The sequence below is a fragment of the Sphingomonas sp. PAMC 26617 genome (assembly GCF_000242835.1).
Lineage (GTDB): Bacteria > Pseudomonadota > Alphaproteobacteria > Sphingomonadales > Sphingomonadaceae > Sphingomonas.
In genome coordinates, this window is record NZ_JH594425.1 from 1,263,300 (window position 1) to 1,287,458 (window position 24,159).

The window sequence follows — 24,159 nt, forward strand, 5'->3', positions numbered from 1 at the left end:
ATGGGTACGATCGCAAGCTGCGACCAGACGCCTTCACTGTACGACCAGACGGCACGGTACGCCCGGTGACGCTCACTCCTCCCGCCGTCATCCCCGCGCAGGCGGGGATCCATACTGGCTGGTCTCGCAGGAACAGCGCGGCGGTCCCAATGGATTCCCGCCTGCGCGGGAATGACGGATAGGGGGATCTTAATGCCCGGCTACGGCACGAGGATCGTGTCGCGCGCCTCGGGCAGCATGTCCGGATAATCGAGCGTGTAATGCAACCCGCGCGATTCCTTGCGCGCGAGCGCCGAACGCACGATCAGTTCCGCGGTCTGGAGCAGGTTGCGCAGCTCGATCAGGTCGGGCGTGACGCGGAAATGGCCGTAATAATCGTTCACTTCCTCGGTCAGCATCCGGATGCGGTGCTGCGCGCGCTCGAGCCGCTTGGTCGTCCGCACGATCCCGACGTAATTCCACATGAACCGGCGAATTTCGGTCCAGTTCTGCTTGATCACGACTTCCTCGTCCGAATCCTCGACCCGGCTTTCGTCCCACGCGCGGATCGGCGGCGGGGCGGGGAGCGCGTCCCAATGGTCGCTGATATGCTGGGCGCATGCCTCGCCGAAGACGAAGCATTCGAGCAGCGAGTTGGACGCGAGCCGATTCGCGCCGTGCAATCCGCTCTCGCTGCACTCGCCCGCCGCATAGAGGCCGGGCAAGTCGGTACGACCATCCAGATCCACGACGATCCCGCCGCAGGTGTAATGCTGCGCGGGGACGACCGGGATCGGATCGGTGGTCATGTCGATCCCCAGCGTCAGCAGCTTCTCGTAGATGTTGGGGAAATGCTCGCGGATGAAGTCCGGCCCCTTGTGGCTGATGTCGAGGTGGACGTAATCGAGCCCGAGCCGCTTGATCTCATGGTCGATCGCGCGCGCGACGATGTCGCGTGGCGCGAGCTCGGCGCGCGGGTCGACCTCGGGCATGAAGCGATAGCCGTTTTCCGGCAGCAGCAGGTGTCCACCTTCGCCGCGCACCGCCTCGGTGATGAGGAAATTCTTGACGTCGAGATTGTAGAGGCAGGTCGGGTGGAACTGCATCATCTCCATGTTGGAGACGCGGCACCCGGCGCGCCACGCCATCGCGATCCCGTCGCCGGTCGCGCCGCGTGGCGCGGTCGAGAACAGATAGGTCCGCCCCGCGCCCCCGGTCGCCAGGATCGTCGCGCGCGCGGTGTGGAGCTCGACCCGGCCGGTCGCGCGGTTGACCGCATAGACGCCCCACACATGCCCCGCACCCGAATAGCGCTCCTCGTGACGGCCGGTGGCGAGGTCGATCGCGACCATGTCGGGGATGAGCGTGATGTTGGGATGATCGGTCGCGGCGCGCTGCAACGCCTCCTGGACGGCCCAGCCGGTCGCGTCGGCGACATGGACGATCCGGCGATGCGAATGCCCGCCCTCGCGCGTCAGATGCAGCCCGCCGCCATTGTCGGCGGTTTCGGTCGCGAACGGCACGCCCAGCTCGACCAGCCGCGCGATCGCGGCGGGCGCGCGTTCGACGACCATCTCGACGGTCGCGCGATCGTTGAGCCCTGCGCCCGCGATCATCGTGTCCTCGACATGGCTCTCGAACGTGTCGCCTTCCTCGAGCACCGCGGCGATCCCGCCCTGCGCCCAGGCGGTCGAGCCCTCGTTGAGCTGCCCCTTGGCGAGCACGGTGACCTTGAAGCGATCCGCCAGGTTGAGCGCGGCGGTCAGTCCGGCCGCGCCGGAGCCGATGATGAGGACGTCGGACTGCATCGCTTCTCCACTTCCCGCTCTGGCCGGGTGCCGCGGCGGACCGACGTCACACGTCTGTCACAGCGGCTGGTATCGTGGATTGGCGGGCTTGCCTAGCAGGACGCGGGATGGTGTTGCCTGGGGCTGCGCCGCCGTATAGCGACGCAGCTCATCCCAGCCCCGGCGGACCCCAACGATGACCCTGCACAATTGGTGGCTGTTTACCGGCGCGGTGTTCCTGCTGTGCGGGACGCCCGGGCCCAACATGCTCCACATTCTGTCGCGCAGCGTCGAGATGGGGCTGAAGCGCAGCGTCGCGGCGATGGCGGGGTGCCTGCTCGCGCTTGTGCTAGTGCTCACCGCTTCGGCGGCGGGGGTGACGACGCTGTTGCTTGCGGTGCCGGGCGCGTTCGACGTGCTGCGCTATGTGGGGGTTGCGTATCTTATCTACCTCGGAATCAAGGCGTGGCGCAGCAACGGGGCGCCGATCGACGTGGCGGAGGGGGAACTGCCGCGCACGCTGTCGCTGCGCGCGCTGTTCCGCGGCGGGTTCGCGATCGGGATCAGCAACCCGAAGCTGATCTTGTTCGCAGCCGCCTTCTTCCCGCAATTCGTCGATCCGGCGTTCCCCAAGCCGCCGCAATTCGCGTTGCTGGTGGTGACGTTCGCGGTGCTGGAGAGCTTCTGGTACGGAGTTTATGCGCTGGGCGGGCGGTCGCTGGCGGGGTATCTCGAGCGGCCCGCAGTCAAGCGGCTGTTCAACCGGGTGACGGGGGTGATCTTCATCGGCTTCGGGCTCGCGCTGCTGCGGACGCGGCATTCTTGAGTTTACTGGCCGTCGGGGCGAGGTGACCTCACCCGATGTCCGTCATTCCCGCGCAGGCGGGAATCCATAGTCACTGTCCGTCATATTCTGCGCGGTCAGCCCGTATGGATCCCCGCGTCCGCGAGGATCACGGTGAGGGGCGGGCGCAAGCGCGAGCAGCCGTCCTTACGCGTTCGCCGCGCGCGTCAGGTTGAGGAACACGTCCTCCAGATCTGCCTCGCGCGTCGATACGTCGACGATCCCATAGCCGTCCGCCTGCACCGCCGCGAGCACTTCGCCCGCGTTGACCTTGTCCTTGGCGTAGGTGATCGCGAGCGTCCGCGTCCCCTTCAGCTCGATCTTCTGGAAACAGGCGTTGGCGGGCGGGACCGCGACGTCGCGGTCGACCGTCACCTCGACCATCTTCTCGGTCGCCTTCGCCAGCAGGTCGCGGGTCGGTTCGTTGGCGATCACCTTGCCGTGATTGATGATCGCGATCCGGTCGCACAGTTCCTCGGCTTCCTCGAGGTAATGCGTCGTCAGCACGACCGTCACGCCTGCTTCGTTGAGCGAACGGACATAGGCCCAGAGTTGCTGGCGCAGTTCGATGTCAACGCCCGCGGTCGGCTCGTCGAGCACCAGCACGGGGGGCGAATGGACCATCGCCTTCGCCACCATCAGGCGGCGCTTCATGCCCCCCGACAGCGTGCGGGCATAGGCATCGGCCTTGTCCTCCAGATGCACCGCGCGGAGCAATTCCATCGAGCGGCGCTTGGCCTTGGGGACGCCGTACAGCCCGCCCTGGATCTCGAGCGTCTCGAACGGCGAGAAGAACGGGTCGAACAGGATCTCCTGATTGACGATCCCGATCGACACCTTGGCGTTGCGCGGGTGCTGGTCGATGTCGAAGCCCCAGATCGACGCGGTGCCGCCGGTCTTGTTGACGAGGCCTGCGAGGATGTTGATCAGCGTGGATTTTCCCGCGCCATTGGGGCCGAGCAGCCCGAAGATCGTGCCGCGCGGCACATCGAACGACACGTCGTCGAGCGCTTGCTTGCCGCCCTTGTAGGTCTTGCACAGGTTGGCGATGGAGATGGCCGCTTCCGTCATGCGGGTTGCTGTACGGGGGCGGGGGGCTGGCGGAAAGGGTAAAACCGTATGTCGGGCGCGCGTTTCCCCTTCTCCGTTCGTGCTGAGTAGCGATCGAGTAGCCCCCGCTTGGGGGCGTATCGAGGGCGCGTATCGAAGCACGGTTGCGCGCGATGTCCTTCGATACGCGCCCTCGATACGGCTTCGCCTACTCGGTCGCTACTCAGGACGAACGGGGGGATAGGGAAGATCATCCCCCCACCCAAACACCGTTGAAGCTTCCCCCCCGGCTTGCTATCGCGGCCGCATGATTGCCCCGCCCGAAATCCTCCGCGTCACCCACGCCCGCAATATCTGCGACGGCGCGACCGACATTCCTGGCGGCGCGAGCCTCGGGCATCCGCGCGTCTTCCTCGAGATCGACGACACCGGCTATGTCGATTGCGGCTATTGCGACCGCCGCTTCATCCTTATCGGCGGACCCGCCGATGGCGCGGATCAGGCAACGCTGCACGATCATGGGGATGGCGCAGGCCGCTGAGCCTCCTATATTCGGGGGTATGACGAGTCCCGCAGACCCCCGCGCTTTCCTCTATCATGACGGACAGCTGTCCCCCGACGAGGCCCAGGCCCTCACCGCAGCCGCACTCGGCAAGGCGGATGATGGCGAACTTTACCTGCAATATCGCAAGTCCGAGGCGTTCGGATTCGACGATGGCCGGCTGAAGACCGCGAGCTACGACACGCATTCGGGCTTCGGCCTCCGCGCGGTGTCGGGCGAGATGACCGCCTTTGCGCATGCCAACGAACTGAGCGCCGCCGCGATCAAGCGCGCGTCCGAGACGATGGCGCTAATCGATCCGTCGGCCAGCCCCAAGGCAGCCCCACCGCGCGCCACCAACCGGCATCTCTATACCGACGCCGATCCGCTCGACCTCATCCCCTTCGCCGACAAGGTGAATTTGTGCCAGACGATCGACGCCGCAGCTCGCGCGCGCGATCCGCGCGTGGCGCAGGTGTCGGTGTCGCTGATGGGCAATTGGAACGTCGTCGAAATCGTCCGCGCCGATGGTTTCATGGCGACCGACATCCGCCCGCTGGTGCGGCTCAACGTGTCGATCGTGGTCGAGCAGAATGGCCGCCGCGAGACCGGCAGCTTCGGGATCGGCGGGCGCTACCTCTACACCGACCTGATGGAGCCCGCGACGTGGAACCGCGCAATCGACGAGGCGCTGGCGCAGGCCGTCGTCAATCTCGATTCGGTCGCCGCGCCCGCGGGTGAGATGACCGTGCTGCTCGGGCCGGGCTGGCCGGGGATCTTGCTGCACGAGGCGATCGGCCACGGGCTCGAGGGCGATTTCAACCGCAAGGGCACCAGCGCCTTCTCCGGGCGGATCGGCGAGCGCGTTGCGGCCCCTGGCGTGACGGTGGTCGACGACGGGTCGATCGTGGATCGCCGCGGGTCACTGTCGATCGACGACGAGGGCACGCCGACGCAGGAGAACGTGCTGATCGAGGACGGGATTCTCAAGGGCTATATCCAGGACCGGCTCAACGCGCGGTTGATGGGCGTGGCGCCGACCGGCAACGGGCGTCGCGAGAGCTTCGCGCATGCGCCAATGCCGCGGATGACCAACACCTTCATGCGCGGCGGGAACGACGATCCCGCCGAACTGCTCAGCCGAGTCAAGTCGGGCATCTTCGCCAAGGCGTTCGGCGGCGGGCAGGTCGACATCGTGTCGGGCAAGTTCGTCTTCTCGTGCACCGAGGCGTATCGCATCGAGAACGGCAAGATCGGCGCGCCGATCAAGGGCGCGACGTTGATCGGCGACGGGCCGTCGTGCCTGACCAAGGTCGAGGGAATCGGCAACGATTTCGCGCTCGACGAGGGCATCGGCATGTGCGGCAAGGGCGGGCAGAGCGTCCCCGCGGGCGTCGGGCAGCCGACCTTGCTGGTTGGCGGGCTGACGGTCGGCGGGACGGCGATGTAACCCTGATGATTTGACTTTGCGTCACCCCGGCCACCGTGCCGGGGTCCACCGGCGTTCTTTTCTAAACATCGGCGGATGCGGTGGACGGTGGATGCCGGGACGAGCCCGGCATGACGGAGCGGAAAGGCGAGACATGACGGACCAATCCCCGCACTGGCCCGAACTCGACTGGCCCGCGTGGCGCGACACCGCGATCGCGCTCCAGTTGCGAACCCAGATCATCGGCAAGGTCCGGCTCGCGCTGTCGCCGTGGCTCAACCACAGCTGGCATGTGCCGCTTTATGTCTCCGCGCGGGGCCTCACCACGTCGGCGATCCCGGTCGGCGACCGGATCCTCGAGATCGACTTCGACCTGCTCCACGATCGTTTGGTGTTCATGACCAGCGACGGGCGCAGCCGCGGGATCGGCCTCAATCCGGGCAGCATCGCGCATTTCCACGAGACGGTGATTGCCTGCCTGAGCGAACTCGACCTTCCCGCCACCTTCGATGGCACCCCGAGCGAAATGGCCGACGTGCCCCCCTTCGCCGAAGACACCGCCGACCGGCCCTATGACGCCGACGCCGTCCGCGCCTTCTGGCGCGCGCTGATCCAGGTTTCGCGCGTTTTCGGGCAGTTCCGTACCGGTTTCCTCGGCAAGGCGAGCCCCGTGCATTTCTTCTGGGGCAGCTTCGATCTTGCGGTCACGCGCTTCTCGGGCCGCGCCGCGCCGACCCATCCCGGCGGTTTCCCCGGCCTGCCCGATGCGGTGACGCGCGACGCGTATAGCCACGAGGAAGCCAGCGTCGGCTTCTGGCCGGGCAGCGACGCCTGGCCGCACGCCGCCTTCTATGCCTACGCCTATCCCGCACCTGACCATTATGCCGAGGCGCATGTCAGCCCGGCAGCGGCGTCGTGGAACGCCGGGCTCGGCGAGTTCATGCTGCCTTATGACGCGGTCCGCACCGCGCCCGATCCGGATGCGGCGCTGCTCGGTTTCTGCCAGTCGACCTATGATGCCGCTGCCGATCTCGGACAGTGGGATCGGTCTGCGCTCGAATGTGCGCCGGGTCGCGCAGGAATCCCACGCCACGTCTGACCGCTTGCGTCGGCGCGCGCCGCCTGCGACCATGCGGTTCGACCAGAGGGTGTGCGCGATGAAGAAAATCCTGTCCGTTTTCATGAGCATGGCGATCATCGCCGGCCCCGCCGGGGCGCAATCGGGCGACCGCACGGAGCGTCTGCTGGGTGAACTCGCCGACGCACCCGGCCCGCCCGGGTTCGAGGAAGCGGTCCGCGCGGTAATGGTGCGCGAGCTCAAGCCGCTGGCGGACAAGGTCAGTTACGACGGCGTCGGCTCGGTGATCGCGCAGCACGGGTCGAGCGGGCCCAAGGTGATGCTCGACGCGCATATGGACGAGCTCGGTGGCGTGGTGCGGCGGGTGACGCCGACCGGCTATCTCTCGATGCAGATGCTCGGCGGCTGGCTTGACCAGGCGCTGCCCGACCAGCGCTGGATCATCATCGGCAAGAAGGGGCCGGTCCATGCCGTGACCGGAATCCGCGATATCCACGTCGTGCCCGCCGACGAACGCACCAAGGTCTATCCGCGCGACACGCTGTACCTTGACGTTGGCGCGAAGAGTCCCGCCGAAGTCGCGGCATTGGGGTTGTCGGCGGGCGACCCGGTCGTGCCGGATTCGCCTTTCACGGTGATGGGCAAGGGCGACCGCTATCTTGGCAAGGCGTGGGACGACCGGGTCGGGCTCGCGGTGATCATCGAGGCGATGCGGCGGCTGCGCAGCACCGGGCACCCCAACCAGCTGTTCGTCGTCGCGACGGTGCAGGAGGAAGTGGGCCTGCGCGGTGCGCGGACTTCGGCGGACCTGATCAAGCCCGATGTCGGCATCGCGATCGAGGGCGGCATCACCGGCGACAGCCCCGGGCGCAACCCGGAGGAGACGCAGGCGGTCTTGGGCGGCGGGCCAGGCATTTTCCTGTACGATTCGAGCACCTTGCCCAACCGCAAGTTCGTCCGGCTGGTCGACGAAGCCGCGCAGGGCGCGCGGATCCCGCTCCAGCACGATCTGGTCCAGGGCTATGGCGACGACAGCGCGGCGATCCAGGCGACCAACGGCGGCGTGCCGACGGTCAACCTCGTCGTCCCTGCGCGCTATACCCATGCGCATAACGGCATCATCGATCGCGCCGATTTCGACCGGATGGTCGATCTCGTCGTCGCGCTGATCGGCAAGCTCGATGCGAAGACGGTCGCGGATCTGCGCGACTTCACGCCGGGGAAGGAGTGAGCGGATGAGTCTCGTCGAAGTCGGGCGCTTCGGGCGTAACGAGGCATATATCGTGATCGGGCGGCTCGATAGCGAAGGGATCATGGCGATCGCGCTTGATGGGAATGCGAGCATCGCGGACGGGAGCCAGTTCTTCATTCCGGTCCGCGTGATGGTGGATGACGAGGACGCCGACGCGGCGCTGGAGATATTGGGGGCGGACGCGGGCTGAGGGTGCCGTCAGGGCTTTGGGCGGGGGTGCTCTGCGAGGCTCGCCCCACCCCCTACCCCTCCCCTGAAGGGGAGGGGCAAGAAGAAGAAGAAGCGGACTAGCCCCTCCCCTTCAGGGGAGGGGTTGGGGTGCGGCCGTGCAGCGCGTCCGGCGAGAGGCCCATGCGCGGCGTCCCTGCGCGCAAATGTCTCCAAAAACGAACGGGCGGGGAATAAAGCAAAAGCCGACCTGCCTCATTTTCAGGCAATGCTTCGCACCTGCACATAAAATTTACGCAATCGTAACCGTTCTGACGCGTCACATGCACGGTTTCGCGTCCCGGCGCATCTGGCACGGCGCTTGCGAAGCATTCCCCAGGACCAATAACCAGGGGGGTCTTTGCGTGAAGCTCGTCATAGCGATCATCAAACCGTTCAAGCTCGACGAGGTGCGCGAGGCGCTGACCGAGATCGGTGTTGCAGGCATGACCGTCACCGAGGTCAAGGGTTTCGGCCGCCAGAAGGGCCAGACCGAGATTTATCGCGGCGCCGAGTACAGCACCAACATGGTCCCCAAGATCAAGATCGAGGTCGTCTGCGGCAGCGATGTCGCCCCCCGTGTGGTCGAGGCGATCCAGGCGTCCGCCAACACCGGCGCGATCGGCGACGGCAAGATTTTCGTGCTCGATGTCGGGCAGGCGGTGCGGATCCGCACCGGCGAAACCGATGAGACCGCGCTGTGAGGGGGGTAGAAATGAAGCCAGCACTAAAGACGGGTTTTGCGATGCTGGCGGGGGCGTCGGTCGTTGCGGCGCTGCCCGCCTGGGCGCAGGCCCCCGCGCTGATCAAGGCGCCAGCCGCCGCGCAGATGGCGACGATGGTCAACAAGGGCGACACCAGCTGGATGCTGATCTCGGCGGCGCTCGTGCTGATGATGTCGGTACCCGGGCTCGCGCTGTTCTACGGCGGGCTGGTGCGCACCAAGAACATGCTGTCGGTGCTGATGCAGGTGATGATGATCGTCTGCATCGCCTCGCTGCTGTGGGTGTCCTACGGCTATTCGATGGCGTTCACTTCGGGCGGCGAGAACCATTTCTTCGGCGGGCTGTCCAAGGCGTTCCTGCGCGGCGTCGACGGCACCACGCTCGCGGCGACCTTCTCGAACAACGTCTACATTCCCGAGCTTGCCTATGTCTGTTTCCAGATGACCTTCGCGTGCATCACGCCCGCGCTGATCGTCGGGGCGTTCGCCGAACGGGTGAAGTTCACGCCGCTGATGATCTTCGTCGTCGCGTGGCTGACTTTGGTCTATTTTCCGATCGCGCACATGGTGTGGTATTGGGCCGGCCCGGATTTCCTTCCGAACGCGCCGACCGACGGCGGCTGGCTGTTCAACCTCGGCGCGCTTGATTTCGCGGGCGGCACCGTCGTCCACATCAACGCGGGCATCGCCGGTCTGGTCGGCTGCCTCGTGATCGGCCCGCGGCTCGGCTATGGCCGCGAGCCGATGCCACCGCACTCGCTGACGATGACGATGATCGGCGCGAGCCTGCTGTGGGTCGGCTGGTTCGGGTTCAACGCGGGGTCCAACCTCGAGGCGAACGGCGTCACCGCGGTCGCGTTCATCAACACCTTCGTCGCCACCGCCGCCGCTGCGGTTTCCTGGGCAGTGATCGACCAGATCGTCCACAAGAAGCCGTCGCTGCTCGGCGCGGTGACGGGTGCGGTCGCCGGACTGGTCGCGATCACGCCGGCGTCGGGCTATGCCGCGCCGATGACGTCGATCGTGCTCGGGCTGATCGTGTCGCCGATCTGCTTCATCTTCGTCACCTATGTGAAGGCGTGGCTGAAGTATGACGACTCGCTCGACGTGTTCGGGGTCCACTGCGTCGGCGGGATCGTCGGGGCGCTTGCGACTGCGATCGTCGCGGCACCGTCGCTCGGCGGGCAGGGCTATTTCGATTACACCAAGTTCCCCGCGGTCGCGGTGACCGCTGCCGAATACAGCATGTCGGCGCAGCTGATGAAGCAGCTCACCGCGGTCGGGATCACCTCGGTGTGGTCGGGCGGCGTCTCCGCCGTGCTGTTCCTCGCGCTCAAGTACACGATCGGCCTGCGCCCGACCGAAGAGGTCGAGCATAACGGGCTCGACATCACCGAACACGGCGAGCGCGCCTATAATTACTGAAGAGTTTGGTTGCCGGGTCGGGTGACCCGGCGGCCCCACGATGTTCCTCCTGCGGACGACCTAAGGCCGGTGTGGCAACACACCGGCCCTTTTTTCTGTGTGGGGGGCGCGAAAATAATGCCCGCCTCCCCGGCGAAGGCCGGGGCCCAAGAGCGGAGCGATCGAAAGAGAGTGCAACGCCTGATTACCTCGGCCATCGCTATTGGGCCCCGGCCTTCGCCGGGGAAGTGGAGCAGAAGGGGAGGTTGGTCTTTGGCCGGAGCTGTCGGAGGATCACTCGCCTGAAGCGCGCGCCGAGGTGCCGGTGGGGTGTTCAGAGCGCTCCGTCAGATCCGCCGCCGCGCGCGCCTGCTGGACCCGGCGCGCCGCGAGCACCGCGCCGAGCACGAAGCCGCCCGGCACGAGCACCACCGCCGCCGCGATCCCGATCCTCGTCCAGTCCCTGCGATCCATTCCGACCGCCTAGCGGCTCACCCCAGGTCGGTCGTCACGAAATCGGCACAGCGTTCCCCGATCATGATCGACGGCGCATTGGTGTTGCCCGAGACGAGCTTGGGCATGACCGAGGCGTCGGCAACGTACAGCCCCTCGACCCCGCGTACCCGCAGCCGCGGATCGCACACCGCGTCCGCGTCCGACCCCATCCGCGCGGTGCCGACCGGGTGATAGACCGTGTCGGCGCGCGCCCGGATCAGATCCTCGAGCGCGGCATCGTCCGACAGGTCGACCGGATGGCGGTCGCGGCCCATGTGGCCGGTCAGCGGGGGCTGCTCGAGGATCCGGTACATCGCGCGCACCCCCGCCTTCATCACCGCCATGTCGCGCGGATCGGTGAGGAACGCGGGGTCGATCAGCGGCGCATCGTACGGATCGGTCGAGGCGAGCCGGACCGTCCCGTGGCTTTCTGGGCGGAGCACGCAGACGTGGCACGAATAGCCGTGGCCCTTGACCTTGGTCCGCCCGTGATCCTCGAGTGCTGCAACGACGAAGTGGAGCTGGACATCGGGGGCGGGGGCATCGGGCATCACCTTGAGGAACGCGCCCGCCTCGGCGAACGGCGTGGTCATCAGCCCCTCGCGCTTGCGCAGCCACTGGAGCATCCCGCCCGCCATCGCGAGCGTGCCTTTCAGCGAACTCCCGACGAACTGCGTCCCCGGCGTCTCGAACGACGCGACATAATCGATGTGATCCTGCAGGTTCGCGCCGACCGCGCGCCGGTCGACCCGTACCGCGATCCCGTGGTCGCGCAGATGCGCCGCCGGGCCGATCCCCGACAATTGCAGCAATTGCGCGGTCCCAAACACGCCGCCTGCGAGGATCACCGCGCGCCGCGCGCGGATCTGGCGGGTTTGCCCGTCCTGGAGATAGGCGACCCCGTTCGCGCGCTGGCCGTCGAACAGCACGCGCTCGACCGTCACCCCGGTCAACACCGAGAGGTTGCGATGCGGCGGGCCATCACCGAGATACGCGCGCGCCGAGGTCCAGCGTTCGCCGTTCTTCTGCGTCACCTGATACAGGCCGATGCCTTCCTGCCGCGACCCGTTGAAATCGTCGTTGTGCGGGATCTGCAGGCTTTCCCCCGCCGCGACGAAATCGCGGCTGCCCGGGTTGGCGTGATGCTGCTCGCTGACCCACAAGGGGCCGTCGCCGCCGTGGAAGGCGTCGTCGCCGCGCTCGTTATGTTCGCTGCGCTTGAACCACGGGAGGACGTCGTCATACGCCCAGCCGGGGCAGCCCATCGCCGCCCAATTGTCGTAATCCCAGCGATTGCCGCGAATATAGATCATCGCGTTGATCGCGCTCGACCCGCCGAGCCCCTTGCCACGCGGCTGGTGTCCGCGGCGGCCGTTGAGGCCGGGCTGGGGGACGGTTTCGTAATTCCAGTTGGTCTTGGGGGTCTGGAACGCGAGCATCGCGGGCATCCGCGTCCGCAGGCCGGTGTTGCGGCCCCCCGCCTCGAGCAGCGCGACCGAATAGCGGCCGCCTTCGCTTAGCCGGCCCGCCGCGGCGGCCCCGCCCGATCCTCCGCCGATGACGACGATGTCGACCTCTTCCACAGGCTATCCTCTCGCGCTCCACGGCCGTGGCTATGCTGCCGACGTGCCTTGAGCGGAGAACTTGGCACGATCCCAGCGCCGCCGCCAGCGGTGTTGCGCGCGGATATGTGGAGAATCAGGGGTAGGTCAGCGTCGCCTCGAGCGCGCGGACCTCGTCCGCGGTGATCCCGAACAGCAGGACGCTCCCGAGCGCGCGCTCACCCGACTCGATTCGCACCCCCTCGACGTCCTGCGCCAGCGCAACCGGGGGGAGCAGGCGACGGACCGCGACCTTCGTCCCGTTGCGGCGGAGCAGCGCGAGCGCGCCATTGCCCACGACCAGCGCGGCGTGGCCGTCGGTCCCGACCACCGCACCATGCGCGACGAACCCGGCGAGCTGGTTCTCCGCCATCTCGCGTGCCTTGGCGGGGCTGCCGATCCGGCTCTCGTCGAGCCGCAGCCAGCGCGCGACCAGCGCCAGCGCGACGAGGCCCGCGACGCTGTAGCCGAGCAGGTCCCAGCTCATTCCTTTGGAATCACTGCGGGGTGGAGAGCGCGTCGAGCAACGGGCGCAGGCCGGTCAGGTCGTATCCCGCCGCCGCCGCCTTCGCCATGACGGTGTCGGGATTTGCCCCCGCCTTGACCGCGGCGAGCGCCCACAGGTTGCACGAGCGCGTACCCGAACGGCAATAGGCGAGCACCGCGCCGTCCGCCTCAGCGAGCACCGCCGCCATCGCGTCGATCTGCGGGTGCGAGAAGCCGGCGTGTGTCACGGGGATCGCGCTATACTGCATTCCGGCGGCGGCGGCGGCGGCGGCGATCTCGTCCCCGCTCGGCTGGCCGAAATCCTCGCCGTCGGGGCGGTTGTTGACGATATGCGAGAAGCCTGCGGCCTTGAGCTCGGCGATCGCGTCGGGATCGATCTGCGGGGCGACGGCGATGCTCGGGTCGATGGTGCGGAGGATGGTCATGCCGCCCTTATACCGCGCGGGCCTCGCCGCGAAAGGCCTGCCGTCGTGCGCGCGCCGGGCCGGAACGTCGCCCTGCGCTGGTGTGTTGGGGGCGCACGGACACTTTGGCCCGATCGGCGGCCGGAAGGATGGCGATGATCGACCTGGGACTGTCGCGATTGTGGGAAAAGCGGCTCGAGGCGGGGGTGACCTTCGTGATCGCGATCGTTCTCGCGCTGGTCGCGTACCGGCTCACGATGCTCGCGCTGCGCCGGTTCGTCGATCGTACGCCGAGCCGCGCGGACAATGTGGTGGTCGAGCGGATCGCCGCGCCGATGCGGTGGATCTTCCTCGCGGTCGCGTTGAGCATGGCCGCGCGCGGGGTGGATCTGAAGCCGCACGCGGCCGCCTTGTGGCAGCAGATCGCGGGGTTCGTCGTCCCCGCGCTGGTCGGCTGGATGGTGATCGCGACGATCCGTGCGGTCAACGACGTGGTCGATCTGCGCTATGACGTCACGGTCGCGGACAATCTGAAGGCGCGGCGCAAGCGCACGCGCTATGCGATCCTCACGCGGATCGCGGTGATCTGCGTCGTCTTCATCACGCTGTGCATGATGCTGCTGAGCATCCCGGCGATCCGCACGGTTGGCGTCACGCTGATGGCATCGGCAGGTCTGGCGGGGCTTGCGGTCGGCGCGGCGGCACAGCCCGCGCTTAAGAACCTGATCGCGGGGATCCAGCTTGCCTTTACCGAGCCGATCCGGCTCGACGACGTCGTCATCATCGAGGGCGAATGGGGGCGGATCGAGGAGATCCGGCTGACCTATGTCGTGGTGCGGATCTGGGACGACCGGCGGCTGGTGGTGCCGGTGAGCAAGTTCCTCGAGGACAGTTTCCAGAACTGGACGCGGTCGAACGCGCAATTGCTGGGGTCGGTGTTCATTTATGTCGATCCCGCCGCCGATGTCGCGCGGCTGCGCGCGCGGGCGGAGCTGATCGTTCGGGACAATCCGCGCTGGGACAAGCGGTTCTGGAACCTGCAGGTGACTGACGCGACACCGGATGCGATCCAGCTCCGGGTGCTCGCGACCGCGCAGGACGCGTCGATCGCGTTCGACCTGCGCTGCGACATTCGCGAGGGGCTGATGCGCTATATCGCGACCGAGATGCCCGAGGCGATCGTCCGGCGGCGGCTGGTGGCGGAGGGGTTCGCGCATGCGAACGATGCGACGCCGACGGGGGGCGTGCCCCGGTAGGGGTAGGTTGCCTCGGCGTTGCGAACCACCTCATCCCCCCATTCCTCCGTCACCCTGAACTCGTTTCAGGGTCCACCGCGCCACGATGGCGGACCGAGCCCGTTGCACGGTGGATGCTGAAACAAGTTCAGCATGACGGCTTTGGGGGGGCGGCGGCGGTGGGGATCGGCGGTGTAACCCGTCGCGACTTCAGAACCGGCGCACGACCGCCAGGAACGCCTCGCCATACGCTTCCAGCTTGCGTGCCCCGACCCCGGTAATCCGCCCCATCGCACCGAGCGACGCCGGACGCAGGTTCGCCATCTCGCGCAGCACCGAATCGTGGAAGATGACGTAAGGCGGCACGCTCGCCTCGAGCGCGAGTTCGCGGCGGCGGGTGCGGAGCGCTTCGAACAAAGGATCGCCGCTCGGATTCGCGGCAGCGCCCGTTCCCCCACGCGTGCGCCGCGTGCGCTTGGGCGGGACGATCAGGTCGACGCGGTCATTCTCTTTCAGGATCCCGCGCGCGCCGGGGCCGAACTCCAGCCCGCCGAAATCGTTCGCGCGGAGTGCATCGCGCAGCAGCAACGCGCGCCCGACCGGCTTGATCAACGCGGCTTCCTCCGGGCTCGACGCGATCCCGAACACCCCGAGCGCCTCATGCCCGTTCATCAGGCTTCGCTCGCTCGACTGGCCCATCAGGACCTGTTCGATATAGCCCGCGCCAAAGCTCTGCCCCGTGCGAAAGACCGCGGAGAGGAACTTCCTCGCCACCTCCGTCGCATCGACGCTGGCGGGCGGGCTGATGCAATTGTCGCAATTGCCGCAGTTCTCAGGGCTGTCGTCGCCGAAATGCTTGAGCAGGATGCGGCGGCGGCACCCCGCGGTCTCGGCGAGCGCGCCGAGCGCCGCGAGCCGTTGCCGCTCGCCCGGCTGGCGCGCGGGCTCGACCTCGCCGATCCGCTGGCGTGCGCGCGCGAAATCCTCCGCCCCCCAGAAGAGATGCGCGACCGCCGGGTCGCCGTCACGTCCGGCGCGGCCGGTTTCCTGATAATAGGCCTCGATCGACTTGGGCAGGCCGGCATGGGCGACGAAGCGGACGTCAGGCTTGTCGATCCCCATCCCGAACGCGACCGTCGCGCACATCACCATGTCCTCGGACGCGACGAAATCGGCCTGGTTGCGCGCGCGGACCGACGGATCGAGCCCGGCATGATAGGCGCGCGTCGGGCGACCGGTCTTGGCGAGCGCCTCGGCCATCTTCTCGGTGCCAGCGCGGCTCTGGACATAGACGATGCCAGCGCCGGGCGTCTCCGCGATCAGGTCGGCGATCTGGCGCGTCGCATTGTCCTTGGGGCTGATGCGGTACTGGATGTTGGGCCGGTCGAACCCCGCGACGATCATCCCGTCGTGCGGGATGCCGAGCTGGTCGAGGATGTCCGCGCGGGTATGCGCATCGGCGGTCGCGGTCAGTGCAAGCCGCGGCACGCCGGGGAAGGCATCGAGCAGCGGGCGGAGCAGGCGGTAGTCGGGGCGGAAGTCATGCCCCCATTCGGACACGCAATGCGCCTCGTCGATCGCGAACAAAGCGAGCGGAGCTTGCCCCAGCAGGTCGCGGAAGCTCTGGCTCGAGGCGCGTTCGGGCGCGACGTAGAGCAGGTCGAGGTCGCCGCGGCGGAAGCGCGCGATCGTTTCCATCTGGTCGGTATCGACCGAGGTCAGCGTCGCCGCGCTGATCCCGATCGCGGTCGCCGCGCGGAGCTGGTCGTGCATCAGCGCGATCAGCGGCGAGACGACGACGCAGGTGCCGTTGAGCGCGACCGCCGGGAGCTGGTAGCACAGCGACTTGCCCGCGCCGGTCGGCATCACCGCGAGCGTGTTTTCGCCCGCGAGCACACGCTCGACCACCGACCCCTGGACGCCGCGAAACGCCGGGAAGCCGAAGGTGGATTGCAGGATGGGGAGGGGGTCAACCACGATCTAGGCCAAGAAAAAGGATGATGGCGTGATCGACACGGCGCATCAGGGGCTCTTCGAGCTTGCCGACGTGCTTGTCCAGCTTTTCGCGCCGAACCGTCACCAGTTCGTGGACGGTGACATAGGATGGCACGCGCAGACCGTTCACCGCGCTGGGGGTGACGGGGACGCTGATTGACAGCTGGCCTGCGCGCTCGTCGCTGGTGATCAGCGCGAGGACCACGGTCGAAATCCCGAGATACGCGGTGTCCTGGACGATCAGCGCCGGGCGCGGCTTTCCCGCGAAACCCGATCCGGCGGCAACGGTGACGATGTCACCACGGTTCACGGTGCGCCGCCTGGACCCCAGTCATAGTCCGCATCGGGCCAATGCTGGACCGCCTCGATGAAGGCGAGCGTATCGGTCCCATTCTGCATGGCGTTGATGACGGCCGTATCTTGGGCAACGCTCGCCTGGAACGCCGCGCTGGCGCGATCGGGCAGCCACAGCGTCCGCGCCCGCAACCCCTGCGCACGCAGTGCCGCGCGGCGCTTGGCAACACGTTCGGCACTGGTCATCGGTCGTTCCATGCCCATTGCAGCGGTCTCCGGAAGGTGTCGTTACATGTAACGCTCGCAGGGTGGGCTAACAAGGTTTTCCCGAAACGTTCTTGCGCTAGGCTGGGCGGCGCAGCACATGCGTGGCTATGGAACGCGTTACCGACAACAAGGCCGAAGCCGAATTCGAACTGATCGTGAGGGGCCAGCGCGCGGTCGCGGCGTATCAGCGGGAGGGCGACGCGATCGTCTTCACGCACACGATCGTGCCGCGCGCGATCGAGGGGCGGGGGGTCGCGTCGAAGCTGATCCGCGCCGCGCTCGATTCGGCGCGGGATCGGGGATTGAAGGTGATCTCGCAATGTCCGTTCGTGACGGCGTATATCGAGAAGCACCCGGAGTATCGCGCGTTGCTGTAACGCGGCGATGAGGCTCGAATCGAACAGGGGAGGGGCTGCCCAGCCCCAGCCCCTTATTCCGCCGCGAGCGTTTCCTCGGCGCGCTCCTGCGCCTGGCGGTTCCACATCTCGGCATAGAGCCCGTTCTTGCGGAGCAGCACCGCATGGCTCCCGCGCTCGACCACGCGCCCCGCTTCGAGCACGACGATCTCGTCGGCATGGACCACGGTCGATAGCCGGTGCGCGATCACGATCGTCGTGCGTCCGCGTTCGATCGCTTGCAGCGTATCGAGGATCTCGCCCTCCGTACGGCTGTCCAAAGCGCTCGTCGCTTCGTCGAGGATCAGGATCGGCGGGTTCTTGAGCAGGGTGCGGGCGATCGCGACGCGCTGCTTCTCCCCGCCCGACAGCTTCAGTCCGCGCTCGCCGACGCGGGTGGCATAGCCGTCGGGCTGGCGTTCTATGAACCCCGCGATCGCCGCCCCGCGCGCAGCGTTCTCGATCTCGGATTCGCCCGCACCCTCGCGGCCATAAGCGATGTTGTAGCCGATCGTGTCGTTGAAAAGCACCGTGTCCTGCGGGACGATCCCGATCGACGAGCGCAGGCTCGCCTGCGTCACCTGCGCGATGTCCTGTCCGTCGACCGTGATCCGCCCGCTGGTCAGGTCGTAGAAACGGTACAGCAGCCGCGCGAGCGTCGACTTGCCCGCCCCCGATGGCCCGACCACCGCGAGCGTCTTGCCCGCCGGAATATCGAGGTCGATCCCCTTGAGGATCGGCATTCCGTCGTCATAGCCGAAGCGCACGTCCTCGAACCGGACGTGTCCGCGCGCGATGTTCAGCGGCTTCGCGCCGGGGACGTCGACCACTTCGGAGGGCGTGTCGATCAGATCGAACATCGCGCCCATGTCGATGACTCCTTGTCGAATGGTGCGATACACCATGCCGAGCAGGTCGAGCGGGCGGAACAGCTGCGCGAGCAGCGTCGAGACGAGCACGACGTTGCCCGCGGTGAAGCGGCCCTCGCTCCAGCCGTAGACGACCAGCGCCATCCCGCCCGCCATCATCAGGTTGGTGATCAGCGCCTGCCCGATGTTGAGCCACGCGAGCGAATTCTCGGAGGTGACGGCGGCGCTGGCATAGGCAGCCATCGCCGCGTCGTAGCGTTTCCCCTCGCGCTCCTCCGCGCCGAAATATTTGACCGTCTCGAAGTTGAGCAGCGAATCCACCGCATGGCTGACCGCGCCGGTGTCGAGGTCGTTCATCCGCGTGCGCAAGGCGGCGCGCCAGTCGGTCACCCAGCGCGTGAAGACGATGTACACCGCCACCATCACCAGCGTTCCCGCGACCAGGGCGAACCCGAATTTGGTCCAGAAGATGCCGAGCACCAGTGCGAGCTCGAGCACCGTCGGCGCGATGTTGAACAGCAGGAAATACAGCATCGTGTCGATGCTCTTGGTCCCGCGCTCGACCACCTTGGTGACCGCACCGGTGCGGCGTTCGAGATGGAAGCGCAGCGACAATTGGTGGAGATGTCTGAACACGCCGGCGGCGAGGCGGCGGGTCGCATCCTGCCCGACGCGCTCGAACACCGCGTTGCGGAGGTTGTCGAACACGACCGAGCCGAACCGCGCGGCGGCATAGCCGATCACCAGCAGGAAGATCAGCGACACCACTGACGGCGTTCGCGGTCCACCCGCCATCCCGTCGATCGCGCCCTGCAGCGCGAACGGCGCGCCATAGACCTGCACCAGCTTGGACGCGACGACGAGCAGCATCGCGCCGACGATCCGCAGCCGCAGCGCAGGCGCGTCGGCGGGCCAGAGATACGGCAGGAAGCGCCGCAGCGTCGGGAGCATTGGGCGCTCGGGCGCAGTCGAAGTGGTTGCAAGATCAGGTGGCATCGAAAGCGCATGTAGTCCTAGTCAAGCCGGATCAAAAGCGGCTGGTGGAACAAGCAGTGCATCTCATCTGTTTTATTGGCGAACGGAGACGATCATGGACTCGCTTTTCTACGTCATGGCGATCATGGGGTGCGGCGATGGCAGCATGGGTTGCCAGCAGGCGCGCGTCGAACAGGCTCAGTACCGCTCGATCGCGCAATGCCAGGCTGCCATGCCCGCGGCATTGGCACGAAACTCGGATATCGATTTTCCTGTGGTGAGCGCTTCGTGTCGGGCGACCGGGATGCCGATGGCTTCGACCAAGGCGCGGGCGCAACATGGGTAACAGCGTTATCCCGTTCTGCGCATCCCCGGCGTGGGCCGGGGCCCAGTAGCGGAAGCAGAGTTTAACGCGGGCAGTCCTCAATAGTTAGACGCGCGCTACTGGGCCCCGGCCTACGCCGGGGAAGAAGTAGAAGACTCCTTGAAAAAGCCTAGCGCGGTCGGGTCCACAGTGTGGCATCTCGAACCGACGGCGGATACAGCGCCCTGCGCCGCCTCGCTTCCCCAAACGCGCGCCGCATGAACCCGAGCTTCGCCGACCCCGACGTTCCGACACGAACGTCCCATGCGCGCGGCCCTAGCGCGGCAACCGTGCGCCCGATCGCACCGTAGATTCCCGCCGCCGCCAGCACCGCCCAGGCCGAGCGGAACGCCAGCGCTGGGGTCCCGAACCGCGCGCTGTCCTCGTAGCGCGCCGCCAGCAACCCGAGCCGCTCGCCGAGCAACCCGAGCCGGTCGCGATACTCGGGGGCGAGCATGGCATCCGCCGGGATGCCGAATTCGTCGAGCCAGTCCTGCGGCAGGTAACAGCGCCCGGCGCGCGCATCCTCGGCCACGTCGCGCGCGATGTTGGCGAGCTGGAAGGCGAGCCCGAGGTCGCACGCGCGGTCGAGCGTGGCGTCGTCGTCGGGCGACACCCCCATCGCGATCGCCATCATGCTGCCGACCACGCCCGCGACATGATAGCAATAGCGGTACAGATCCTGCTCGGTCTGCGGCCGCCAGCCTTCCGCATCGAGCGCGAAACCCGCGATCAGGTCGCGCGGGAGCGCGGGCGGCAGGGCGGTCTCGGCGGCAAACAGCCGGAGCGCGTCGAACGCGGGTTCGCCGACCGATACGCCCGCGAGCGCCGCCTCGGTCTTGGCGGACATCGCCGCCAGTCGAGCGGGCCCGTCCGTGACGCCGGTCATGCCGTGGCCGTGATCCTGCCCGTCCGCAATGTCGTCGCACGCGCGGCACCACGCGTAGAGCAGCCACGCCCGTTCGCGCACCTTGGGGGCGAACAGCTTGCTCGCCGCCGCGAAACTCTTGGAACCTCGCGCGATCGACTCCTGCGCGGCGGCCACGATGACGTCACGCGAAGGCTGGCCGCTCACAGGTCTCTGGCGCGCATCTTGGTGATCGTCTCAACCGGCTCGTGCGCCGCCATTTGCGCAAGCAATCCGTCGAGCGCGGTGTCGATCAGCAGGATCCCCTGATGCTGTGGGCGCAGGAACCCGACCGCGCCCATCTTGCGATAGAAAGCAACGAGATCGTCATAATAGCCCGCGACGTTGAGCAGCCCGACCGGCTTGGCGTGATAGCCGATCTGCGCCCAGCTCAGCGCTTCCCACAGTTCGTCCATCGTGCCGGTGCCGCCGGGCAGGTTGACGAACCCGTCGGACAGGTCGGTGAACGCCTGCTTGCGCTGGTGCATCGTGGCGACGACCTGCAGATCGGTGAGGCCACGGTGCGCGACCTCGGCGCTAACGAGCGCTTCGGGGATGATGCCGATCACTTCGCCGCCCGCTTCGAGTGCGGCGTCGGCGACTGCGCCCATCAGGCCGAGACGCCCGCCGCCGTAGACGACGCCGATGCCGCGTTCGGCGAGGGTGCGGCCGACCTGGCGGGCGGATTCGATGTAGACTGGGTCAGCGGGCGAAGCGGACCCGCAGTACACAGCGAGACGCTTCACAAGCCCCTCCCCTTCAGGGGAGGGGTTGGGGTGGGGAAGTGCCTCGTAGAGAGGCCCGCACGCTGTACTGCCCCACCCCCAACCCCTCCCCTGAAGGGGAGGGGCTTTAGAAGATTAATCATCGTTCACTCTCCAGCATCAACGCGGCGGTGGCCTTGGCACTGCCCACCACGCCGGGAATCCCCGCACCCGGATGCGTGCCCGCGCCGACGAAATACAGGTTCGGAATATGGTCGTCGCGATTGTGGACGCGGAACCATGCGCTTTGCGTCAGCAACGGCTCGAGCGAGAAGGCGCTCCCCAAATGCGCGTTCAGGTCTGCCGCGAAGTCATTCGGCGCATAATGGAACTTCGTCACGATCCGCTCGTGGATATCCGGGATCAGCCGCCGCCCGACCTCGTCGAGGATGCGCTTCTCGAGGATCGGGCCGATCTCCTTCCAGTCGACCGGGAACTTGCCGAGGTGCGGCACCGGCGCCAGCACATAGAAGGTCGAATGCCCTTCCGGCGCGAGCGACGGGTCGGTGACGGTCGGATGGTGGAGGTAGAGCGAGAAATCCTCGGGCAGCACGCCATGATCGTAAATGTCGGCGAGTAGCCCCTGATAGCGCGGCCCGAACAGGATCATGTGGTGCGGGATGCCCGGCCACGTGCCCTTTATCCCGAAATGCACGACGAACAGCGACGGCGAGTATTTCTTGCGTGCGAGCCCGTTCTTGGTCCGCTGCGCGCTGCGCGAGGATTTGAGCAGGTCGCGGTAGCTGTGCATCACGTCGCTGTTGCACGCGACCATGTCCGCATCGGCATGCCAGCCGCTTGCGGTGGTGACGCCGGTCGCGCGGTCGCCCATCGTCGCGATGTCGACCGCGGGGTCGTTCAGCCGTAGCACGCCGCCCAGCCGCTCGAAATGGCGGACCATCCCCGCGATCAACTGGTTGGTCCCGCCCATCGCGAACCAGACGCCGCCGTCCTTTTCGAGCTTGTGGATCAGCGCGTAGATCGCGCTGGTGTTCATCGGGTTGCCGCCGACCAGCAGCGTGTGGAACGACAGCGCCTGCCGAAGATGCTCGTCCTTCACGTAACTCGACACGATCGAATACACCGACCGCCATGCCTGGTATTTGGCGAGCGCGGGGGCGGCCTTGATCATCGACGCGAAGTCGAGGAACGCGACATGACCGAGTTTGCGATAGCCTTCCTCGTAAACCCCTGCGGCATAGTCGAGGAACTTGGCGTAGCCCGCGACGTCTTCGGGGTTGAGCTTGGCGATCTCGGCATTGAGCGACGGTTCGTCGTTCGAATAATCAAAACTGACGCCATCGGGCCAGTTGAGCCGGTAGAAGGGGGTCACCGGCGCGAGCGTGACGTCCTCCGCCATGTCGCGCCCGGTCAGCGCCCATAGCTCCTGCAGGCAGGGCGGATCAGTGATGACGGTCGGCCCGGCGTCGAAGGTGAAGCCGTCCTTCTCCCAGACGTATGCCCGCCCCCCGGCCTTGTCGCGCGCTTCCACGATGGTCGTCTCGACCCCCGCGGACTGCAGCCGGATCGCGAGCGCAAGCCCGCCGAACCCGGCACCGATGACGATCGCGGTCCGCGCCGTCATGACGTCTGCTCCACCCGGGAAGTGGGCAGCAACCCGATCGCGCGGAGCGCGCGGCCGACCGGCACCGGCGGCTTGCCGGTGAGGATCCGGGCCTTGTCCATCATCGTCGATCGTCCTGCATAGAAGCGCCGCACCAGTTGCGGATCGAGCCGGTAGAAGCGTTCGAGCACGCGGTAGCGTTCCTCGGGGTCGGCGGCGCGGAACAGCATCTTGTCGAGCATGCGATAGAAACCGCGGTCCTGCCACGTCGTTCTGGCAAAACCGTGGGTGAGCGTGTGGAGCGCAGGCCCCGACAGATCGGTCGCGCGGACGATCAGCGCGGCGGTGCGGACCGCATCGGGAAGCGAATAGCCGGTGGTCGGGTGGAACAGCCCCGCGCGCATCCCCGCCTTTGCGATGCCGAGTCCGCTCGATCCCCAATAGCCCTCGAAGTCGCCCCCCATCGCGACCGGCAGAACACCGCTTTCCTCGCGCAGCACGCGCTCGACCTGCCAGCCGCGCGCGGCGACATAGCCGTCGATCCGCTCGCCGATCGCCGCGTGGTCGAGCGTGGGGGTGTCGCTGTAATAGGTGTCCTCGACGAACATCCGGGTGGCGGCGAAGGGCAGGCAATAGACGAAGCGATAGCCGTCGATCTGCGACACGGTCGCGTCCATCACCATCGGGCGCGGATCGTCATGCGGATCGGCGAGGCTGAGCTCGCGCCCGAGGAACTTCTGCCAGCCGAGATCGAGCCGCGACAGATTGCCCGGCCCGCGTGCATCGATGACGCCATCGGCCGCGATCTGCGTCCCGTCCGCGAGCAACACCGAGGTCGGCGTCAGCTCGACCACCTTGTGGCCGGTCATTACCGCCTTCGCGGGAAGCGCGGCGCGCACGACCGTATCAAGCCGCTCCGATTCGATCGAATAATAGATACTTTCGAGCGTCCGGCGGTGGGCGGGAAACGCGATGTCATACCGCGTCCAGCCATAACTGATCAGCGGCGCGAGGATCCAGCGGTCCGCCTCGGCGATGTCGCTGACGAAGAACGACCACAGATGGTTGCCGCCGATCGTGTCGCCCGCATCGATCAGTCGGATGTCGAGCCCGGGACGGCGCTTTGCGAGCGCGAGCGCGATGAGGCCGCCCGCCAGGCCGCCGCCGACGATCGCCAGGTCGCAGGATAGGGGTGTTGGCATCGCCACGGCGATAGCCGAATGCGCCC

The 24,159-nt window shown here is 67.1% G+C and carries 25 protein-coding genes; 11 read left to right on the plus strand and 14 right to left on the minus strand.

Features of this window, described 5'->3' with window-relative positions; genetic code table 11:
* Nucleotides 1-200: 200 nt before the first annotated feature.
* Nucleotides 201-1,787, minus strand: a complete 1,587-nt coding sequence (nadB, locus tag RH91_RS05520) for an L-aspartate oxidase (protein WP_010161596.1) — start codon at nt 1,785-1,787, stop codon at nt 201-203.
* Between the two features lie 175 nt (nt 1,788-1,962).
* Here nadB and RH91_RS05525 point away from each other — a divergent pair, with 175 nt between their 5' ends.
* The gene (locus RH91_RS05525; protein ID WP_010161597.1) at nt 1,963-2,592 is read left to right on the plus strand and encodes a LysE family translocator; all 630 of its coding nucleotides are present in this window, start codon (nt 1,963-1,965) and stop codon (nt 2,590-2,592) included.
* 165 nt (nt 2,593-2,757) lie between these two features.
* On the opposite strand, the gene RH91_RS05530 is transcribed toward RH91_RS05525, so the two are convergent.
* Nucleotides 2,758-3,681, minus strand: coding sequence for an ABC transporter ATP-binding protein (locus RH91_RS05530; protein ID WP_010161598.1), 924 nt, complete (start codon nt 3,679-3,681; stop codon nt 2,758-2,760).
* 286 nt (nt 3,682-3,967) lie between these two features.
* Here RH91_RS05530 and RH91_RS05535 point away from each other — a divergent pair, with 286 nt between their 5' ends.
* The 7 genes from RH91_RS05535 (at nt 3,968) to RH91_RS05565 (ending at nt 10,316) form a co-directional block, all read left to right on the plus strand.
* The gene (locus tag RH91_RS05535) at nt 3,968-4,201 is read left to right on the plus strand and encodes a zinc-finger domain-containing protein (protein ID WP_010161599.1); all 234 of its coding nucleotides are present in this window, start codon (nt 3,968-3,970) and stop codon (nt 4,199-4,201) included.
* A gap of 19 nt (nt 4,202-4,220) precedes the next feature.
* Complete coding sequence (gene tldD, locus RH91_RS05540; RefSeq protein ID WP_010161600.1) at nt 4,221-5,651, plus strand: metalloprotease TldD; 1,431 nt, start codon at nt 4,221-4,223, stop codon at nt 5,649-5,651.
* A 133-nt stretch (nt 5,652-5,784) separates the two neighbouring features.
* Nucleotides 5,785-6,729, plus strand: coding sequence for a DUF5996 family protein (locus RH91_RS05545; RefSeq protein ID WP_010161601.1), 945 nt, complete (start codon nt 5,785-5,787; stop codon nt 6,727-6,729).
* A 58-nt stretch (nt 6,730-6,787) separates the two neighbouring features.
* On the plus strand, nt 6,788-7,939 hold the full coding sequence (locus tag RH91_RS05550; RefSeq protein WP_010161602.1) for a M42 family metallopeptidase: 1,152 nt from the start codon (nt 6,788-6,790) through the stop codon (nt 7,937-7,939).
* Between the two features lie 4 nt (nt 7,940-7,943).
* A complete protein-coding gene (locus RH91_RS05555) occupies nt 7,944-8,150 on the plus strand; it encodes a putative signal transducing protein (RefSeq protein ID WP_010161603.1) in 207 nt (68 codons plus the stop codon).
* A gap of 382 nt (nt 8,151-8,532) precedes the next feature.
* On the plus strand, nt 8,533-8,871 hold the full coding sequence (locus RH91_RS05560; protein WP_010161604.1) for a P-II family nitrogen regulator: 339 nt from the start codon (nt 8,533-8,535) through the stop codon (nt 8,869-8,871).
* Nucleotides 8,872-8,882: 11 nt separating this feature from the next.
* Nucleotides 8,883-10,316, plus strand: a complete 1,434-nt coding sequence (locus RH91_RS05565; RefSeq protein ID WP_010161605.1) for an ammonium transporter — start codon at nt 8,883-8,885, stop codon at nt 10,314-10,316.
* A gap of 273 nt (nt 10,317-10,589) precedes the next feature.
* Here the strand turns inward: RH91_RS05565 and RH91_RS05570 are convergent, their stop codons facing one another.
* The 4 genes from RH91_RS05570 to RH91_RS05585 form a co-directional block, all read right to left on the minus strand.
* Nucleotides 10,590-10,769 (minus strand): hypothetical protein, encoded by a 180-nt coding sequence (locus tag RH91_RS05570; RefSeq protein WP_029623634.1) that lies wholly within the window; start codon nt 10,767-10,769, stop codon nt 10,590-10,592.
* 17 nt (nt 10,770-10,786) lie between these two features.
* On the minus strand, nt 10,787-12,373 hold the full coding sequence (locus RH91_RS05575; RefSeq protein ID WP_010161606.1) for a GMC family oxidoreductase: 1,587 nt from the start codon (nt 12,371-12,373) through the stop codon (nt 10,787-10,789).
* A gap of 115 nt (nt 12,374-12,488) precedes the next feature.
* On the minus strand, nt 12,489-12,878 hold the full coding sequence (locus tag RH91_RS05580) for a hypothetical protein (RefSeq protein ID WP_010161607.1): 390 nt from the start codon (nt 12,876-12,878) through the stop codon (nt 12,489-12,491).
* Between the two features lie 10 nt (nt 12,879-12,888).
* On the minus strand, nt 12,889-13,323 hold the full coding sequence (locus RH91_RS05585) for a TIGR01244 family sulfur transferase (protein ID WP_010161608.1): 435 nt from the start codon (nt 13,321-13,323) through the stop codon (nt 12,889-12,891).
* A 128-nt stretch (nt 13,324-13,451) separates the two neighbouring features.
* On the opposite strand from RH91_RS05585, the gene RH91_RS05590 reads away from it, so the two are divergent.
* Nucleotides 13,452-14,558, plus strand: coding sequence for a mechanosensitive ion channel family protein (locus RH91_RS05590; protein ID WP_010161609.1), 1,107 nt, complete (start codon nt 13,452-13,454; stop codon nt 14,556-14,558).
* 189 nt (nt 14,559-14,747) lie between these two features.
* Here the strand turns inward: RH91_RS05590 and recQ are convergent, their stop codons facing one another.
* From recQ to RH91_RS05605, 3 genes are read right to left on the minus strand one after another with little or no spacing between them, the layout of a single operon-like run.
* Nucleotides 14,748-16,514 (minus strand): DNA helicase RecQ, encoded by a 1,767-nt coding sequence (gene recQ, locus RH91_RS05595; RefSeq protein WP_010161610.1) that lies wholly within the window; start codon nt 16,512-16,514, stop codon nt 14,748-14,750.
* A complete protein-coding gene (locus tag RH91_RS05600; RefSeq protein ID WP_010161611.1) occupies nt 16,507-16,842 on the minus strand; it encodes a type II toxin-antitoxin system PemK/MazF family toxin in 336 nt (111 codons plus the stop codon). Before RH91_RS05600 ends, recQ begins: the two co-directional genes overlap by 8 nt.
* Nucleotides 16,839-17,072, minus strand: a complete 234-nt coding sequence (locus RH91_RS05605; protein ID WP_157136862.1) for an antitoxin MazE-like protein — start codon at nt 17,070-17,072, stop codon at nt 16,839-16,841. The genes RH91_RS05600 and RH91_RS05605 overlap by 4 nt, the downstream gene beginning before the upstream one ends.
* Before the next feature lie 128 nt (nt 17,073-17,200).
* On the opposite strand from RH91_RS05605, the gene RH91_RS05610 reads away from it, so the two are divergent.
* Nucleotides 17,201-17,470, plus strand: a complete 270-nt coding sequence (locus tag RH91_RS05610) for a GNAT family N-acetyltransferase (RefSeq protein ID WP_010161613.1) — start codon at nt 17,201-17,203, stop codon at nt 17,468-17,470.
* A 53-nt stretch (nt 17,471-17,523) separates the two neighbouring features.
* On the opposite strand, the gene RH91_RS05615 is transcribed toward RH91_RS05610, so the two are convergent.
* Nucleotides 17,524-19,353: an ABCB family ABC transporter ATP-binding protein/permease gene (locus RH91_RS05615; protein WP_029623635.1), complete on the minus strand. Its 1,830-nt coding sequence runs from the start codon at nt 19,351-19,353 to the stop codon at nt 17,524-17,526.
* Nucleotides 19,354-19,447: 94 nt separating this feature from the next.
* On the opposite strand from RH91_RS05615, the gene RH91_RS05620 reads away from it, so the two are divergent.
* Nucleotides 19,448-19,678: a hypothetical protein gene (locus RH91_RS05620; protein ID WP_010161615.1), complete on the plus strand. Its 231-nt coding sequence runs from the start codon at nt 19,448-19,450 to the stop codon at nt 19,676-19,678.
* Between the two features lie 148 nt (nt 19,679-19,826).
* Here RH91_RS05620 and RH91_RS05625 read toward each other — a convergent pair whose 3' ends face one another.
* The 4 genes from RH91_RS05625 to crtY all read right to left on the minus strand — a co-directional run bounded on the left by RH91_RS05625 (nt 19,827) and on the right by crtY (nt 24,133).
* Nucleotides 19,827-20,771 (minus strand): phytoene/squalene synthase family protein, encoded by a 945-nt coding sequence (locus RH91_RS05625; RefSeq protein ID WP_029623636.1) that lies wholly within the window; start codon nt 20,769-20,771, stop codon nt 19,827-19,829.
* Nucleotides 20,768-21,349, minus strand: a complete 582-nt coding sequence (locus RH91_RS05630; RefSeq protein ID WP_010161617.1) for a TIGR00730 family Rossman fold protein — start codon at nt 21,347-21,349, stop codon at nt 20,768-20,770. The genes RH91_RS05625 and RH91_RS05630 overlap by 4 nt, the downstream gene beginning before the upstream one ends.
* Before the next feature lie 118 nt (nt 21,350-21,467).
* Entirely contained in the window at nt 21,468-22,952 is a 1,485-nt protein-coding gene (locus RH91_RS05635; protein ID WP_010161618.1) for a phytoene desaturase, read from the minus strand.
* Nucleotides 22,949-24,133 (minus strand): lycopene beta-cyclase CrtY, encoded by a 1,185-nt coding sequence (crtY, locus tag RH91_RS05640; RefSeq protein ID WP_010161619.1) that lies wholly within the window; start codon nt 24,131-24,133, stop codon nt 22,949-22,951. Before crtY ends, RH91_RS05635 begins: the two co-directional genes overlap by 4 nt.
* Between the last annotated feature and the right edge of the window lie 26 nt (nt 24,134-24,159).